Below are 14616 nucleotides of genomic sequence, written 5' to 3' on the forward strand. Positions count from 1 at the left end.
CTTCGTCCCGTGGCAGGAAGCCCGGCAGCACTACGGCTGAGTCCGCAGCCTACCGGCGACTTGCCCCATAGGCCTTTCATCCGTTCGGGTGGAGGGCCTTTTTTTCAGGAGATGAACCATGTCACTTCGATTCAAAGGCAGCGACCTGCGCCCCGTGCTGGCCGAGGCCGTCGCCAACCAATGCCGCGTCGTCCTCGCCAAGGACCAGGGCGTGTACTTCCTCGCCGAGCAGGGAGAGCGCCGTCCCGATGGCCGCGTGAAGCTGCTGGCCTATGCCGTCGGCTGCAACCCGGATACCGACCCGTTTGACGACTGGTGGGAGCTGGCGCGCGCCGAGCTGGGCGGCGACGACTTCGGCGAATTCTTCGACCCGAAGGAAGGCGTCTTCGCACGCATCCTGCACGGCACGGACGATCTGATGCTGTCCGCCACCACGACGCACCTGTCGCTGGAGGTGGTGCCATCGGCGTAGCGCGGCTACTGCCGTCCCCTCACGGCGGCTGGCCCGGTCGAAGTCCAGCAGCGTGAAGCCCGGCTCGATGGACAGGTATTCCAGCCAGTGGATCGGCACCTGCCAGTGCGCAGCGCAGTCCCGCACGAAGCGCAGGGTCGCTTCCACTTCCTTGCCGGTGTTGGCGAAGCAGACCACGGTGTCGGCAGGCAGGCCGCCATTGGCCTGCAATACGCGCCAGAGCATGTAGGCACTGGTGCGCCCGCCCGAGAAGCTGATGCAAGTCGGTTGAGTGATCTTGAACGGGTCGTGCATGCGGTCGTCTCCGTGGGCATGTCGGCGGGCATGCCGACGAGGCGGGCCAAGGCGGCCGGAGACGAGCGCGCACACGCAGCAATGGCCGCGGTGCGGAGAAAAGAAAGCCCCCATGAAGGGCGCCAGGGCGAGCCGTTCGAGGCTCTGATCCGCAAGCGCCAGTACCTGCCCAACCCCGTCGCGCGCGGCTGCACGACCAGCCTGAAGATTCGCCCGATGCACGGCTACCTGCGGCATCTGGGCTGGACGGACTGGGACCAGATGATCGGCATCCGCGCCGACGAGCAGCGCCGCGTCGCCAAGATTCGCGCGCGCGGCCATTCCACCGAATCGACCCACGAGACCATGTGCATGCCGCTGGCGGACGCCGGCGTCACCGTGCGCGACGTGGGCACCTTCTGGCAGGCGCAGCCGTTCGACCTCGACCTGCTGACGGTCAACGGGCGCACGCTCGAAGGCAACTGCGACCTGTGTTTCCTGAAGCCGCGCGGGCAGCGCCTGGCCCTCATCAAGGCGCGGCCCGAGGCCGCCGTGTGGTGGGTTCGCATGGAGTCGCTGAACCTGGCGAGCAAGCCCAGCGGCGCCCGGTTTCGCGCCGATGGCCCGAGCTACGCCGACCTGGCACGCTTCGCCGCCGACCAGGGCGATCTGTTCGACACCGCCGAGGAACCGATCGCCTGCTTCTGCGGCGATTGACGCACATGGGCGGGCCATCGACTTCGCCATCGCTGCAACTGCTGCCGGTGTCCTTGCGCTGTGCCAATGCCTTCGTGCAGGAGCACCACCGCCACCACCGGCCGGTTCAAGGGGCGAAGTTCGCCATCGCGGTCGCGCTGTCCGGCAGCGACGGCATCTGCGGCGTGGCCATCGTCGGTCGCCCGGTCGCCCGCCACCTGGACCATAGCTGGACGCTCGAAGTCACTAGGCTCTGCACCAATGGCGCACCGAACGCCTGCAGCAAGCTCTACAGCGCGGCCTGGAAGGCGGCCAAGGCCTTGGGCTACACGCGGCTGATCACCTACACCTTGCCCGAGGAAGGCGGTGCCAGCCTGCGCGCCGCCGGCTGGCGGCTGGTCGGCATGCGCGGCGGCGGTGCCTGGAGCCGCCCCAGCCGTCCCCGCACCGACACCCCCGAGCACCTGCGCGGCCCCAAGTGCCTGTGGCAGGCGCCAAGCGGCGCGGACAAAGGGAAGCGCCCGGATGCCGATTGATTGCTGCCGCGCGCGCGAACCCCGCCCATGCTGCCCCCATGCCTCGCTGACAGCCGTCAGCAGCATCCCAGGTAGCCACGATCTTCAAGGCTACGGCGCGGTTCCACCGCGTTGATCACCCAGCTCGCACCGCATCCGTCCGCGAGCGGCCACCAATCTTGGTGGCGGATGCTTTCGCCTTATCAACCCACCGCGGGGTTACGCACCTTTCCCCGCATGCGTGGGCCGGTGTGTCTCCGCTTCATCCCTATGGAGATTCACCATGAACACCACGTCCAACGAGAAATCGTATTTCGACATCCACACCTCGGGCATCGGATATATCCAGCGTGCTCGCGAGGTTCCCGTCCGGGGCGGCCGCCGCGCGCAGCCCTTCCTGGCATGCACCATCGCCGCGCTGGTCGGTTCCGCCAAGGACCCGACCTACCGCTATTTCGACGTCAAGGTGTCCGGTGCGGATGCCAAGAAGCTGGTCGAGCGCTACATCGGCGTTGACGATCCCAAGCAGCGCCCGCTGGTGCGCTTCCGCCTCGGAGACCTCTGGGGCGATGCGTACATCCGCGACAAGGGCGAGCACGCCGGCAAGCCGGGCGCCAGTCTCAAGGCGCGTCTGCTCAAGGCCGAGCCGCTTGACCGGGCCGAACTGGCTTCGATCAGGCAGCACGAGCTGATCACGCGCGGCATCGGCTACCTCAGCCGTCCGAAGGACGTCACCCCCAAGGATGGCGATCCGTTCCTGTCGTGCTGCGTCGCGGCACTGGCCGGGCCTGTCGGTGAACCGGAATATCGGTACATCGACACCATCGTCGCCACCCCCGAGGCCGAGCACCTGGTTCGCCGGTGCGTGCAGGCCATCGAAGGGGACCGAAAGGTGCTGATCGGCTTCAAGTTGAACGACATGAAGATCGATCCGTACATCCGCACCAAGGGCGAGCGCGCCGGGGAACCGGGAGCGAGCCTGGAATCGACGCTGATCCACATCGGTCTCATCAAGATCGACGGCAAGACAGTCTATTCGCCGAGCCAGGCGCAAGCCGAAGCGCCGCAAGCCGAGGACGCACCCGCGCCCGAAGCCGAGGTTGCCGCCGACACCGCTGCCGACCAACCTGTCGAGCCCGCCGAGCGCGAGCCCGCAGAAGAAGTCGAGGAGCAGGAGCCGGCGATGGCCGAGTCGTTCTGATCCGGCATGGCCCCTCACGGGGCCTTGCTTTTTCCTATTTCCCAAGGAGAACCATCATGGCAGCCACATCGGCACCTGCGAGATCAGTCCTGCCCATCGTCGTCCCGGGTCAGCTCACATTGCGGACCATCCGCGGCAAGAACGGCCCGTTCACGGTCGGTCGCCTGACCACCCCCATCGGCGAGTTCGCCGTCAAGGACGCGGAACTGGAGCAGTACCCCGAAGGCAAGTACGACGGGGAGTTCGTCATCCGCTACATCTTCGCGAAGTCCTATCCGGTCGCGGGTGGCGCGCGGTTTGAAGTCCGCGCCAACCTCGATGGCATGACGCTCAACGGCATCGAAAAACTGAGCCGTGACGAGGCCCGCAGCTTCGCCACCCAGGAAATCGATCCGCTCGATGAAGAGTTGGGAGCGCAGCCAGCGGCAACGCCGGCCAAGCCCGCCAGAACGTCCAAACCCGCGAAGCCCGCACCCGTGCAGGCATCTGCGGACCCGCTGGTCGATACCACGCCCTTCGGTGTGGATGCGCCGACGCCCACTGCGGCTGCTGCCACCGGCAGCGCCGAAGATGGCGACGCCGTACTGTTCGGCATCCTGTGGCCGCTGGGCGAATCCGTCCGACTGGATTCGACCATTGACCGTCGCACGTTGCGCGCGCAGGTCGCCCGTCTGGGCGAGTTGGGCTACAGGCACCAGTACCAGACGCAGGAGTGGAGCCGTCAGGCCGCACTGGAACCTGCGTGATCGCAAGCACCGCATCCGCGGTGTTCTTCATCCACCCGCCGGGGTTCCTTCCCCATGCGGGGGATGCTCCGGCATTTTTCTGGAGGTCTCCATCATGTCCACCATCGCTTGCGATACCCCCCGTTCTACGCTGGACGAATCCGCGTGGCAGGCTGTCTGCAAGACGGCTGCCGAGCACGCCCAGCGTGGTTGCGGCCTAGCCTGGGAACACTGGGTCACGCTTTTCAGTTCCGAGATCGACGCGCAAGTCAGTCGGTTGCCGGAGAGCCAGCGCGTTCATGCACTGGAAATCGCTGCCCAGGAATGGGACTACGCAACACCTGCCGAACGGCAGGAAACCCAGGAGTGGCTCGCCGAGAACGGCTGCTGCTCGCACGGGATCGAGTTCGGCTACTGCCCGGCCGGTTGTGATCGTGACGATGACGACTGGGACTAAGGGCAGAGCATAGGTTCCTTCGCCGCAATTGCGGCTTTTCATCACCCGCTGGGGGTCTTCCCCATGGGGAGGCCTCCGGCTCCACTTTCCAGGAGGCCTCTCATGGGCTGGTATTTCTCTTCCCAATCGCGATCCGAGCTGATCGCGGAACTGGTTGCACCCCAGGAGACCGAGCGCGTCAGCGCCAAGGTCATCGCCCACACCCTGCGCGGCAACGTGCTGTGGTCTGTGGTCGAAATGACCGCCAAGGTCGAAGGCGTGCATCGTGATCTCTCGCCGGGTCAGTCCCTGCGCTACATCCGCTGCGATCTGCTCGAATGCAGCGGCGGCCAGTGGGGCTACAAGCCGCTGGACGAATCCATGCACCCGTACTACTACTCGTGCCCGCTGTCCTATCTGGATCTCGCACCGGAGCAATCCGCCGACTGGCGTGCAGGCGTTCGCGCCTACCACGCACGACGGCGTACCCCGACCGCCGCCATGGCATCCGCTACGGCGCTGACGGTCTGAATCTCTTCCTTCCACCCGCCAGGGCAGCACTTGCCCATGCGGGCGGTGCTGTTCCAGCTCATCCAAGGACACCTCCATGAGCCAGCACCACTTCGAGACCCATCACAAAGGATTTCCCATCACCGTCATGCTCGGCTGGGATCGGCCACTGCGCTATTTCTTCATGACGATCCGCAAGCCTGCCGAGCTGATCGACAGCACCATGAAGGTCGAGGACGAGGATTTCCTGTACAGCAACCTGCACGAGGAAGACCCGTTCGGCCACGGTCTGGACTACTACCGTGCAGTCCTGGGCCATTTCCACATCGACGTGCCGAGCAGCATGTTCACCGAAGTCCAGAAGGACTATGCGGGGAACGTCGGCAATCGCGTCGTCAAGCATGAGGCCGATGGTTCGTTCGCCGAACTGAGCGCCTGACGTCACCTGCGACGCAGCCGAGGCATTCGCCCTGGCACTACGCGTTTTCATCCCTAACGGGGCATTCACTGCCCCTGCGGGCGGTGCGCCCCTCACATCGAGGAAACCACCATGCCTGCCATTTCATCCGACCCGCAGCCCTTGTACCGCATTGACGAATGCAGCGACCTCATGGCCGATGCCTGCGTCTGCGGCGACCAGGGCGATCTGATCTTTCTCTCGGTCTGGGCGCGCGACACCGCCATCCAGCAGTTCATCGGGCGGCTCACCCTGGGCCGAAGCGAGGACGGCCTGGACCAGTTCCACGTCGTCACCGACCAGGGCGGTTCGCTGCCTGTGTTCGTCGGCTCGGTCGAGCGCCTTGAAAAGCGCCTGACCCGCAGCTATCGCCGCACGCTGTTCGGCTCGATGGTCAATCTCTGGCTGTTCGACCGGCGCTGCATCCGGCCCGACAAGAGTTCGGCCAGCGCCTTGGCGCTGCTGCCGCGCTCCGCGGCCGATCCCACGTCACGCCTGTGGCACCTGGTCAAGGACACGTGCCCGCTGCCGCTGCTGGACCACTGGCAATCGCCAGTCCTGGCGCTGCTGCGCGAGCGCGAAATGCTGTGCTCCCTGCGCATGGCCCTCGGGCCGCTGCAAGGGTTCCGGCTCGCCATCGACGTGCCCGCGCTCACCGAAGCGCTGGGCGACCTCATCCGCCAGGGCGTGCTCACCGCCTATCCCTATCCGGCCAGGATTTGGACGCCGGAAGTGGAATCGGTTTGACCCACCGCGGAGGCATGCATTGGCGTGCTTCCGTCCTTCATCCCCGCCAGACAGGAGACTTCCCATGGCACTCATGTTCCCCAGGCTCGCTCGGAATTTCGCCAAGAACGGGTACTACCCGACCGACGAAGCCTCCCTCGAAAGAACCCTCAGCGCGCTCGCGCCCAGCGATGGGCCCATGTGCATTTGTGATCCCTGCGCTGGCGAAGGCGTTGCCATCGCCGAAGCCGCCCATGCCCTCGGGCCTGAGCTGACCAGCGCCTATGCCGTCGAGTTCGATCAGGAGCGGGCCACCCACGCCCGGCTGCTGGTCGATCACTGCATCCACGGTGACCTGATGGACACCATGATCTCGCGGCAGGCCTTCGGCCTCCTGTGGCTCAACCCGCCCTATGGCGATCTCGCAAGGGACACCAGCGGCAACCTGGGCTATGAAGGCAAGGGCCGCGCCCGTCTGGAAAAGCTGTTCTACCAGCGCACGCTGCCCCTGTTGCAGTACGGCGGCATCCTGGTCTTCATCCTGCCGTCCTACGTGCTGGATAAGGAGATGGTCGGCTGGCTGACACGCCATTTCGCGGACCTGTCCGTATTCCAGGCGGTGGACAAGCAGTTCAAGCAGGTCGTGGTGTTCGGACGTCGTGTCCGGCAGCGCGACCAGGCGGGCGATGACGTGAAAGCGTCACGCGCCCGGCTGCTGCAAATCGGCCTGGGCGAACAGGAGGCGGACGAGTTGCCGCCCGAATGGACGCTGCTGCCGTATGTGGTCCCCACGGCCCCCGCCGAGCCGGAGCATTTCTACCGGATCAGCATGGAGCCCGAGCAGTTCGCCGACGAAGTACGGCGCCTCAAAGGCCTGTGGCCCGCGTTCGAGACCCATCTGGGCGCGACCCAGCAGACCTTGCGTGCTCCGGCACGCGCCTTGTCCCAGTGGCACCTGGCACTGGCCCTCGCGGCCGGCGCGATCTCCGGTGTCGTGCAGTCACCCACCGGCCGCACCCTGGCCGTCAAGGGCGACACGTTCAAGCAGAAGTCTTCCGCCGTGGAGTACCGCGAGCGCGACGACGGCTCCTTGGCCGAGACCCGAATCCTGACGGACAAGTTCGTGCCGGTGATTCGGGCCTGGGACCTCACACTCAGCTCTTCCACGCTGGGACAGGTTCTCACCATCCACTGACCCCGCAGGCGGCCTGCCGCCTGCTCTTCAACACCTGCAAGGAGTATCCCCATGCTGTCCATCTTCCAGGGGCGCAAGCCCCAGGTTCCACCGCTCTTCGCACTGGGCACGCTCAAGCTGAGCGAGAAGGTGCATTGGCTGGCAAGCAAAAGCCTCATCGACCCTTTGCCCTACGTGCAGCGCCATGTGCGCGGCGACTGGGGCGAGGCCAGTGAGGCCGAGTGCCAGATGAACGACGTCGCGCTGGAACAAGGCGCACCCATGACGTCGCGTTTCAAGATCACCCCGAGGCTGTTCCTGCTCGTCATCACCAGTGACGACCAGTGCACCACGGTCGTGCAACTGCCGGAAGAAAAGTCTTGATCTGACGGTTGTAAATCACCTATCCATTCACCCTGTCGGGAACGATTCCCGATCGGGAGATCGCTCCCGCCAATAGAGAAGGAGCATCTCCATGGCTACCGTCCATCCCAACGGGTACCGCCGCACTCTGCTGTTTCCTATTGGGGCACTGGTCTTCAGCGAAGGCGTCGATCGCCTGATGCGCGAAGGCCGCCTCGATCCCATGCCGTACTTCCAGCGCCATACCCGTGGCGACTGGGGCGAAGTCGCCGACTACAAATGGCAAGCCAACAACGCTGCCCTGATAGCTGGCGAGCGGCTCGAATCCATGTACTTGGTCCATCGGGAACTGCGCATCTGCGTGGTCACCGAAGCCGACCGCAGTGCTACGCACATCCTGCTGACGACCGAACGCTAGTCCGGCGTCTTTTCTTCCACCCACCGGGGTACTTCGCCCCGATGGGGCGAGGTGCCTCTTTTTCTGAAGGAGCCATCTCCATGTCCACGCCTGCACAGCACGCTTTTCCCAGGTTCAACCCCGGCCAGGTCGTCATGACCTCGGGCGTCGCCAGCCTGGTTCAACAAGGCCAGCTCAATCCCCGTCCGTACCTGTTGCGGCATCTGTCCGCCGACTGGGGTGACCTCGACGACAGCGACCGGCGCCAGAACGACGCCGCGTTGAAGTCGGGAGAAGACCGCCTGTTTTCGTCCTACGAGGTCGGCCCGAGCCTGAAGGTCTGGGTCATCACCGAATGGGATCGCAGCGTCACCACGGTACTGCTGCCCAGCGAGTACTGATCGTCTCCACCACCGGCACGCGCGCCGGAATTTCCTTCCCACCCGGGGGCATGTCACCGCCCTTTGGGGAGTGGTGCATGCCCCGTTCTTCTTTTCGGAGCATCACCATGAACGCACAAGTCATCGACGCGGCCTCGGCCGCTGATACCTCGTCCCCGATGGACGACCTGCTCGAACAGGAACCGTCCGAGCTGTCCATGAGCCTTCAGGACTTCGTTTCCGAGTTCGGAGACGAGCTGCTGGAATCCCTCAACCGGGCGAACCCGCCCGTCTATAGCGGCACGCCGCGCCCGCACCGGCAACTGGTGCTGGCCGGGCTGAAACGCCAGTTGTTCCCCGCCCAGGCCGAGGTCGTGCATGCGGCCTCAGAACTGCTCGTCAACCAAGGCGAGCGGGCCGTCTTCGTCAACGGCGAGATGGGCACCGGAAAGACCACGATCGGCATTGCGCTGGCCGCGGTCCTGCATGCCGAGGGCTATCGCCGCACGCTCGTCCTGAGCCCGCCGCACCTTGTTTACAAGTGGCGCCGGGAAATCCTCGAAACCGTCGCGGGCGCAAAGGTCTGGGTGCTCAATGGCCCGGATACTCTGCTCAAACTGATCAAGTTGCGCGAGCAGCTTGGCGTGCCTTCGCCGGCGCAGGAGTTTTTCGTCCTCGGTCGTGTCCGTATGAGGATGGGGTTCCACTGGAAGCCCGCCTTCGCGCGCAAGCACACCCGTCACGGCGACGTGGGGGCCTGCCCGCACTGCGGAGAGGTCGTCACCAACCTCGACGGTGAGCCGATCACTGCTCAGGAGCTGGAGGCGGAAGAGTTTCGCCGCAAGTGCAATGGCTGCGGCGGCGCGCTGTGGACGCTGATGCGTCCGCGGTCACTGTCCGGCAGCGACCAGTCCTCGGCTGTGCTGCGTGCCTTGAAGCGTATTCCCACCATCGGCGAAGCCACCGCGCAGAAGCTGATGAAGACCTTCGGGGACAGCTTCCTGGCCTCGATGCTCGGCGACAACCTGCACAACTTCATCAACCTGATGGACGCGAGCGGGAAGCTGGTCTTCTCCGACCGCCAGGCGCATCGCATGGAGCGGTCCATGGCGAACATGGAGTTCGGCTTCGGTGAAGGCGGCTACCAACCCAGCGAATATGTGAAGCGGTATCTGCCGCGCAGCACGTTCGACTTGCTCATCGCAGACGAAGCCCACGAGTACAAAACGGGCGGTTCGGCGCAAGGCCAGGCCATGGGCGTCATCGCGTCCAAGGTCCGCAAGACGGTCTCGCTCACTGGCACGCTGATGGGCGGCTACGCCGACGATCTTTTCCACTTGCTGTTCCGCGCGCTTCCGGGCCGCATGATCGAGGACGGCTACATCCCCGGCCGCAACGGCAGCATGAACGCCGCCGCCATGGCCTTTATGAGGGATCACGGCGTCCTCAAGGACATCTACTCCGAGTCCGACGGTCCGGCGCACAAGACGGCCAAAGGCAGCAAGGTCACGGTCAGAACGGTCAAGGCCCCCGGCTTCGGCCCCAAGGGCGTGCTGCGGTGCATCCTGCCGTACACCATCTTCCTGAAGCTGCGAGACATCGGCGGTGTTCTGCCACCGTATGACGAGGAGTTCCGGGACGTGGCGATGAGCGCCGAGCAAGGCGAGGCGTATCAGAAGCTGGCTTCCAGCCTGACGCAACAGCTCAAGGAGGCCCTGCGCAAGCGGGACACCACTTTGCTGGGCGTGGTCCTCAACACGCTGCTGGCGTGGCCCGACTGCTGCTTCAGGGCAGAGACGGTCCGCCATCCGCGCACGCGCGAGGTGCTGGCATTCACACCGGCTCAGTTCAACGAGCTGGAGGTGATGCCCAAGGAACGCGAACTGATCAACATCTGCCGCGAGGAGAAGGAAGCGGGTCGCAAGACCCTGGTGTATTCGGTCTATACCGGCACGCGGGACACCACGAGCCGGCTGAAGATGCTGCTGGAGCAGGAAGGTTTTCGGGTGGCGGTACTGCGCGCGAGCGTGGATGCCAGCCAGCGCGAGGACTGGATTGCCGAGCAGATCGACCGGGGCATCGACGTGCTCATTACGAACCCCGAACTCGTCAAGACGGGGTTGGACCTGCTCGAATTCCCGACGATTGTTTTCCTGCAGTCGGGGTGGAATGTGTACACGTTGCAGCAGGCTGCACGCCGCTCGTGGCGGATCGGCCAGAAGCTCGCCGTGAAGGTGATCTACCTGGGGTACGCCGCCTCTTCGCAGATGGCGTGCCTCGCGCTGATGGCCAAGAAGATCCTCGTGTCCCAAAGCACGTCCGGCGATGTACCCGAATCCGGGCTGGATGTGCTCAACCAGGACGGTGATTCCGTCGAGGTCGCACTGGCCCGGCAACTGGTCGCCGCCTGATCCCACGCCAATGCCGGCCTCGCGCCGCCGGCTTTCCGTTGTTCCCACCTTGCAGCCACGCCCACGGTCTCCGTGGACGTGGCTGCGCCTTTTTATCCCAAGGAGATTTCCATGAACACCCATACCCAAGCCACGTCCGAAACCGTGAAGGCTCGCATGACGCTGGACGTGACCTGTCTGCTCGACGACGAGGCCGCGTCGGAAGTACTGGCACGCCTACAACGCATGTGGGTACGCGCCATCGGCGAGAGGTTGCTAATCGATGAGACCGCCGCGAAGGTGGATTCATGGTCGATCGAGGTGACCGAGTTGCCCTCGGCGCCTAGCAGCGATGCGCTCGAATCCGAGATCGCCGCCTTCATGCAGCAGCGCATCGAGGACGGCAACCTCGGTGCAGAGGACATTCCCTTGCGCCTGGCGCGCTATGGCCTGATGGCCTCCGAGGATTTCATCGACGAAATGCGCGAGCGCATGGGCATGGCCGACGAAGTGCCCTCGGGCCAAGCCATCATCCCCTCGACCGAACCTGCCGACGGCGGTGAGATCGAGATGCAAGTTGCGGTCGCCTGCGTCGATGCCTCCGGCAGTCCCGACATGCCGATCTTCAAGGTCAGGATCACCCAGGAGGAATACGACCTGGGTATCCACTACGACAAGGCCAGGGAACTGGCCGAAGAAGCCCGGTACGAAGGGCCGTTCGTCTGCTTCGACGCTGCCGAATATGTCCCCATCCTGTCGGCCGCCCGCGAACTGGGCCTTGTCCCGCAGGTCGTCGTGGTCGATATGACCGACGGCCAGATCCACTCCATCCGCTGCGACAGCGGCGAGATCAAGGTCATCTGCTACGACACCAGCGACACCGCCGAGTATTCGGCGGCGGTGGCGAACCGGCCGCTCGGCGAGAACGGGCAGTTCGTGCGCTGCTGGTCGCACACCCAACTGGCACAGGTCGATCCCGGCCTGAAGCTGGCTCGGGAGTGAGCTGGCGAAGTCCGATGCGTCTTCACTGGCCCCTTCGGGGGCCTTTTTCTTTGGTGGGAGGCTGTCGGGAAATCGGGCGCTGCCTGGTTCGCATTGTTTGCTGCCGCTCGTGGCCCGAGCGGCGATGGTGAGGGCTCGATGTTTCAGGACGACGCGCCATGTGCCCCTCTCCACCCTGGTTTCACCATCCCGAACGCCGCCTGCTGGCGGGTTTTCTCGGCCTGCTTTGGTCGGTGCTGGCTGGCGGCTGCGCCACGACCAGCGCGCCGGTCGCGCCAGACACCATCGAGGAAATCTCGGCCGCGCCTGTACCCGAAGCGCCCGAGTACATCCCCGTCGTGCGCTACGGCCGCTACACCCTCGTGGAACTGGCACCGACAGCAGCGCAGCGCGACCTGCTGTTGCAGACCATCGATGTCGCCATGCCGGAGGACGCCCGCGCCACGGTCGGCGACGGGCTGCGGCATGTGCTCAAGCGCAGCGGCTACGGCTTGTGCCAGACGGCGCACGCGGTGATCGAGCTGTACGCACTGCCGCTGCCGGCGGCGCACTTGCACCTTGGCCCCATGACTTTGCGCGATGCGCTGCTCACCTTGGCTGGCCCGGCCTGGGAACTGCACGCGGATGACCGCGCGCGGCAAATCTGCTTCCAGCGTCCCGGCGACAGCATGACCGCCGACAACACACCCGCGCCGCCCGCCACCGAGGCGGCGCAGACGTTCCCGCTGGCGCCCGCGGCATCGGGAGGCCAGCCATGAACGCCCCGCAACCCGCCCAGCGTTCAACCGCCGCCGTGGTGGTGCAGAGCCTGATGTGGCTCTGGCTGTTCGGCCTCAGTGTCTTCGTGGCCCTGGGCTACCAGGCCATGAACGACCAGGCCGACCAGGAGCGCCTCGAATCCCGCCTGCAACGCCTAGAAGCGCAGGCAACAGGCCTGGCCGAGACCGTCGAAGCCATCCAGCAGCGTCCGGCCGTCGCCACGGCGGCAGACCTCAAAGACACCCGCCAAATCCTGGAAGCACGCGCGGCCCAGGTCGAGAAATCGCTGAGCGCCTATGCCGCCGCCGACGACCTTCAGGCACTGCGCGCCGAAGTCGAGCAGGTCAAGGCGCGGCAGACCGCTGCGCGCGCCGCTGCACCCGCCCAGCCGCGCACCAGGAACAAGCCCGCCGCCAAGCCCGAACCGCCGCCGCTCCCGTTCCGCATCGTCGGTGCCGAACTGCGTGCCGGCGAGCGCAGCGTGTCCGTCGCGCCGAGCAGTGGCGACTTCACGCCCGACCAGCTTCAGGTGCTGCTACCCGGCGATGCGGTCGGCCCGTGGCGCTTGCAGGCCGTCAAGGGCAACACCGCGGTGTTCCAGGCCGGCGACCAGACCCGCCGCGTGGCGATTCCCTGACCGGAGCAGATCGCATGAAGCCATCGATCATCCTTTCCGTGCTCCTGCTGGCGTTCGCCCAGTGGCCCGTCTGGGCGCAGCAGCCGCCTGCGGCTCCCGCCCGCAATGCGCAGAGCCAGGAGCGCCCGCTGGTCGCCCGCATCCTGGACGACCGGGTGGCGAGCGACTGGGGCCTGCAACCGCAGGAATGGGCGCGCTACCGCGAACTGATGGACGGGCCGCTGGGAATTTATTCGCCCAACCTGGACCCGTTGTCGGCCTTGGGCATCGAAGCCCGCACCGACGAGGAACGGCGCCGCTACGCCGAGCTGCAGGTGCAGGTCGAAGCGCGCCGCGTGGAGAAGCTGCTCGCCTACCAGAGGGCTTACGACGAGGCCTGGCAGCGTCTGAACCCTGGCATGCAGCGGGTGAACTTGCCCGACGACAAGCCGATCGCCGGAGCTACGCGCGGCTCCGGCCGCACGGCGGTGTTCGTCAAGGACGGCTGCGAAGCCTGCGGACAGCTCGTACAGCGCCTGCAATCCTCGGGGACCGAGTTCGACCTGTACATGGTTGGCAGCCGCCAGGACGATGCGCGCATCCGCGACTGGGCCAAACGCGCGAACGTCGATCCGGCGCGCGTGCGCAGCGGCACCATCACGCTCAACCACGACGGCGGCCGCTGGCTGTCGCTGGGCCTGCCCGGCGACTTGCCCGCGGTCGTGCGCGAGGTGAACGGCCAATGGCAGCGCCAGCCATAGCCGCACTCCTGCGCGCACTGGTGCTCGCCGCTGGCCTGTGCGCCTGCGTCGCCCAGGCCCAGGAGGTTCCGCCACCGGCCTACCAGCTCGCCGCACAGCGCGCAGGCATCCCCTCGACGGTGCTCTACGCAGTGGCCTTGCAGGAAAGCGGCATCCGGCGCAACGGGCGCATCGTCCCGTGGCCGTGGTCGCTCAACGTCGCCGGCCAGTCGCGCCGCTATGCGACCCGCGCCGACGCCTGCGCGGGCTTGCAGCAGGTGATGCGCTCCACGCCGCACACGCGCATCGACGCGGGCCTGGGCCAGATCAACCTCGGCTACCATCAGCAGCGCTACGCCAGCGCGTGCGACCTGCTGGACCCGTACCGCAACCTCGCCATCGCTGCCGAGATCCTGCGCGAGCAGCACACCCCCGGCGAGGACTGGTTGCTGGCGATCGGCCGCTACCACCGTCCTGCGGGCGGCGAGCCTGCCGCCCGCTACCGGCGCAGTGTGTCGCGCCACCTCGCCCGGGTGCAGGGCGCGCGCCCAACCGCCGCGGTCCTCGCCGCGCGTCAGGAGACATCCCCATGACGACATCCCATCTGGCCTTTCGGGGTCTGCTCGTGCTGCTGGCAGGTCTGCCGCTGGCCTCGCGTGCCGGCGAGCCGCTGATCGTGGTCGAAGACCGTGGCGGCACGTCGGCGCTGCCGTATTACGAAGCCCTGAACCTCCAGCCGCGCGCCAACGCGCCGGCCCGGCCGCCGATCCCGACACCCCAGGGT

At 66.0% G+C, this 14616-nt stretch carries 20 protein-coding genes; all 20 read left to right on the forward strand.

Features of this window, described 5'->3' with window-relative positions:
• The first annotated feature begins 118 nt into the window (after positions 1–118).
• Positions 119–472 (forward strand): DUF3085 domain-containing protein, encoded by a 354-nt coding sequence (locus tag GIW04_RS18010; RefSeq protein ID WP_021264238.1) that lies wholly within the window; start codon positions 119–121, stop codon positions 470–472.
• Positions 473–739: 267 nt separating this feature from the next.
• On the forward strand, positions 740–1462 hold the full coding sequence (locus tag GIW04_RS18015) for a hypothetical protein (RefSeq protein WP_236301352.1): 723 nt from the start codon (positions 740–742) through the stop codon (positions 1460–1462).
• A 5-nt stretch (positions 1463–1467) separates the two neighbouring features.
• Entirely contained in the window at positions 1468–1977 is a 510-nt protein-coding gene (locus GIW04_RS18020; RefSeq protein ID WP_139229570.1) for an XF1762 family protein, read from the forward strand.
• A gap of 262 nt (positions 1978–2239) precedes the next feature.
• Positions 2240–3157 carry a DUF3577 domain-containing protein gene (locus GIW04_RS18025; RefSeq protein ID WP_090520150.1) on the forward strand — a complete coding sequence of 306 codons (918 nt, stop codon included), beginning with the start codon at positions 2240–2242 and terminating at the stop codon, positions 3155–3157.
• Positions 3158–3213: 56 nt separating this feature from the next.
• Positions 3214–3903, forward strand: a complete 690-nt coding sequence (locus tag GIW04_RS18030) for a DUF3275 family protein (protein WP_090520148.1) — start codon at positions 3214–3216, stop codon at positions 3901–3903.
• Positions 3904–3997: 94 nt separating this feature from the next.
• Complete coding sequence (locus tag GIW04_RS18035) at positions 3998–4339, forward strand: hypothetical protein (protein ID WP_090520145.1); 342 nt, start codon at positions 3998–4000, stop codon at positions 4337–4339.
• Positions 4340–4441: 102 nt separating this feature from the next.
• A complete protein-coding gene (locus GIW04_RS18040; protein WP_090520142.1) occupies positions 4442–4849 on the forward strand; it encodes a hypothetical protein in 408 nt (135 codons plus the stop codon).
• Positions 4850–4925: 76 nt separating this feature from the next.
• Positions 4926–5267 carry a hypothetical protein gene (locus GIW04_RS18045; RefSeq protein WP_090520139.1) on the forward strand — a complete coding sequence of 114 codons (342 nt, stop codon included), beginning with the start codon at positions 4926–4928 and terminating at the stop codon, positions 5265–5267.
• 111 nt (positions 5268–5378) lie between these two features.
• Positions 5379–6032 (forward strand): hypothetical protein, encoded by a 654-nt coding sequence (locus tag GIW04_RS18050; protein ID WP_090520136.1) that lies wholly within the window; start codon positions 5379–5381, stop codon positions 6030–6032.
• Positions 6033–6096: 64 nt separating this feature from the next.
• A complete protein-coding gene (locus tag GIW04_RS18055; RefSeq protein ID WP_090520134.1) occupies positions 6097–7206 on the forward strand; it encodes a DUF6094 domain-containing protein in 1110 nt (369 codons plus the stop codon).
• Between the two features lie 51 nt (positions 7207–7257).
• A complete protein-coding gene (locus GIW04_RS18060; protein ID WP_090520132.1) occupies positions 7258–7569 on the forward strand; it encodes a methyltransferase in 312 nt (103 codons plus the stop codon).
• Between the two features lie 91 nt (positions 7570–7660).
• On the forward strand, positions 7661–7966 hold the full coding sequence (locus GIW04_RS18065; protein WP_090520130.1) for a hypothetical protein: 306 nt from the start codon (positions 7661–7663) through the stop codon (positions 7964–7966).
• A gap of 80 nt (positions 7967–8046) precedes the next feature.
• Entirely contained in the window at positions 8047–8346 is a 300-nt protein-coding gene (locus GIW04_RS18070; protein ID WP_167362150.1) for a hypothetical protein, read from the forward strand.
• A 158-nt stretch (positions 8347–8504) separates the two neighbouring features.
• On the forward strand, positions 8505–10736 hold the full coding sequence (locus GIW04_RS18075; RefSeq protein WP_442962803.1) for a helicase-related protein: 2232 nt from the start codon (positions 8505–8507) through the stop codon (positions 10734–10736).
• A gap of 111 nt (positions 10737–10847) precedes the next feature.
• Positions 10848–11717 carry a hypothetical protein gene (locus GIW04_RS18080; protein WP_236479095.1) on the forward strand — a complete coding sequence of 290 codons (870 nt, stop codon included), beginning with the start codon at positions 10848–10850 and terminating at the stop codon, positions 11715–11717.
• 158 nt (positions 11718–11875) lie between these two features.
• Positions 11876–12475 carry a PFGI-1 class ICE element type IV pilus protein PilL2 gene (gene pilL2, locus GIW04_RS18085; protein WP_090520121.1) on the forward strand — a complete coding sequence of 200 codons (600 nt, stop codon included), beginning with the start codon at positions 11876–11878 and terminating at the stop codon, positions 12473–12475.
• Positions 12472–13113, forward strand: coding sequence for a hypothetical protein (locus GIW04_RS18090; RefSeq protein ID WP_090520119.1), 642 nt, complete (start codon positions 12472–12474; stop codon positions 13111–13113). The genes pilL2 and GIW04_RS18090 overlap by 4 nt, the downstream gene beginning before the upstream one ends.
• Before the next feature lie 14 nt (positions 13114–13127).
• Positions 13128–13853 (forward strand): TIGR03759 family integrating conjugative element protein, encoded by a 726-nt coding sequence (locus GIW04_RS18095; protein ID WP_090520116.1) that lies wholly within the window; start codon positions 13128–13130, stop codon positions 13851–13853.
• Positions 13835–14425: a transglycosylase SLT domain-containing protein gene (locus tag GIW04_RS18100; RefSeq protein ID WP_236301350.1), complete on the forward strand. Its 591-nt coding sequence runs from the start codon at positions 13835–13837 to the stop codon at positions 14423–14425. The genes GIW04_RS18095 and GIW04_RS18100 overlap by 19 nt, the downstream gene beginning before the upstream one ends.
• Positions 14422–14616: integrating conjugative element protein (locus GIW04_RS18105; RefSeq protein ID WP_236479096.1), on the forward strand; the 195-nt coding region annotated here is incomplete at its 3' end. The genes GIW04_RS18100 and GIW04_RS18105, both read left to right, overlap by 4 nt.

Origin of the sequence: Pseudomonas sp. PA-4-8C (assembly GCF_021606625.1) — a bacterium.
GTDB classification, from domain to species: Bacteria; Pseudomonadota; Gammaproteobacteria; order Pseudomonadales; family Pseudomonadaceae; genus Aquipseudomonas; species Aquipseudomonas lactis.

Coding starts and splice junctions, on each gene's coding strand:
- GIW04_RS18010 (WP_021264238.1), top strand. CDS start 119: ATGTCACTTCGATTCAAAGGCAGCGACCTGCGCCCCGTGCTGGCCGAG.
- GIW04_RS18020 (WP_139229570.1), top strand. CDS start 1,468: ATGGGCGGGCCATCGACTTCGCCATCGCTGCAACTGCTGCCGGTGTCC.
- GIW04_RS18025 (WP_090520150.1), top strand. CDS start 2,240: ATGAACACCACGTCCAACGAGAAATCGTATTTCGACATCCACACCTCG.
- GIW04_RS18030 (WP_090520148.1), top strand. CDS start 3,214: ATGGCAGCCACATCGGCACCTGCGAGATCAGTCCTGCCCATCGTCGTC.
- GIW04_RS18035 (WP_090520145.1), top strand. CDS start 3,998: ATGTCCACCATCGCTTGCGATACCCCCCGTTCTACGCTGGACGAATCC.
- GIW04_RS18040 (WP_090520142.1), top strand. CDS start 4,442: ATGGGCTGGTATTTCTCTTCCCAATCGCGATCCGAGCTGATCGCGGAA.
- GIW04_RS18045 (WP_090520139.1), top strand. CDS start 4,926: ATGAGCCAGCACCACTTCGAGACCCATCACAAAGGATTTCCCATCACC.
- GIW04_RS18050 (WP_090520136.1), top strand. CDS start 5,379: ATGCCTGCCATTTCATCCGACCCGCAGCCCTTGTACCGCATTGACGAA.
- GIW04_RS18055 (WP_090520134.1), top strand. CDS start 6,097: ATGGCACTCATGTTCCCCAGGCTCGCTCGGAATTTCGCCAAGAACGGG.
- GIW04_RS18060 (WP_090520132.1), top strand. CDS start 7,258: ATGCTGTCCATCTTCCAGGGGCGCAAGCCCCAGGTTCCACCGCTCTTC.
- GIW04_RS18065 (WP_090520130.1), top strand. CDS start 7,661: ATGGCTACCGTCCATCCCAACGGGTACCGCCGCACTCTGCTGTTTCCT.
- GIW04_RS18070 (WP_167362150.1), top strand. CDS start 8,047: ATGTCCACGCCTGCACAGCACGCTTTTCCCAGGTTCAACCCCGGCCAG.
- GIW04_RS18075 (WP_442962803.1), top strand. CDS start 8,505: ATGGACGACCTGCTCGAACAGGAACCGTCCGAGCTGTCCATGAGCCTT.
- GIW04_RS18080 (WP_236479095.1), top strand. CDS start 10,848: ATGAACACCCATACCCAAGCCACGTCCGAAACCGTGAAGGCTCGCATG.
- pilL2 (WP_090520121.1), top strand. CDS start 11,876: ATGTGCCCCTCTCCACCCTGGTTTCACCATCCCGAACGCCGCCTGCTG.
- GIW04_RS18090 (WP_090520119.1), top strand. CDS start 12,472: ATGAACGCCCCGCAACCCGCCCAGCGTTCAACCGCCGCCGTGGTGGTG.
- GIW04_RS18095 (WP_090520116.1), top strand. CDS start 13,128: ATGAAGCCATCGATCATCCTTTCCGTGCTCCTGCTGGCGTTCGCCCAG.
- GIW04_RS18100 (WP_236301350.1), top strand. CDS start 13,835: ATGGCAGCGCCAGCCATAGCCGCACTCCTGCGCGCACTGGTGCTCGCC.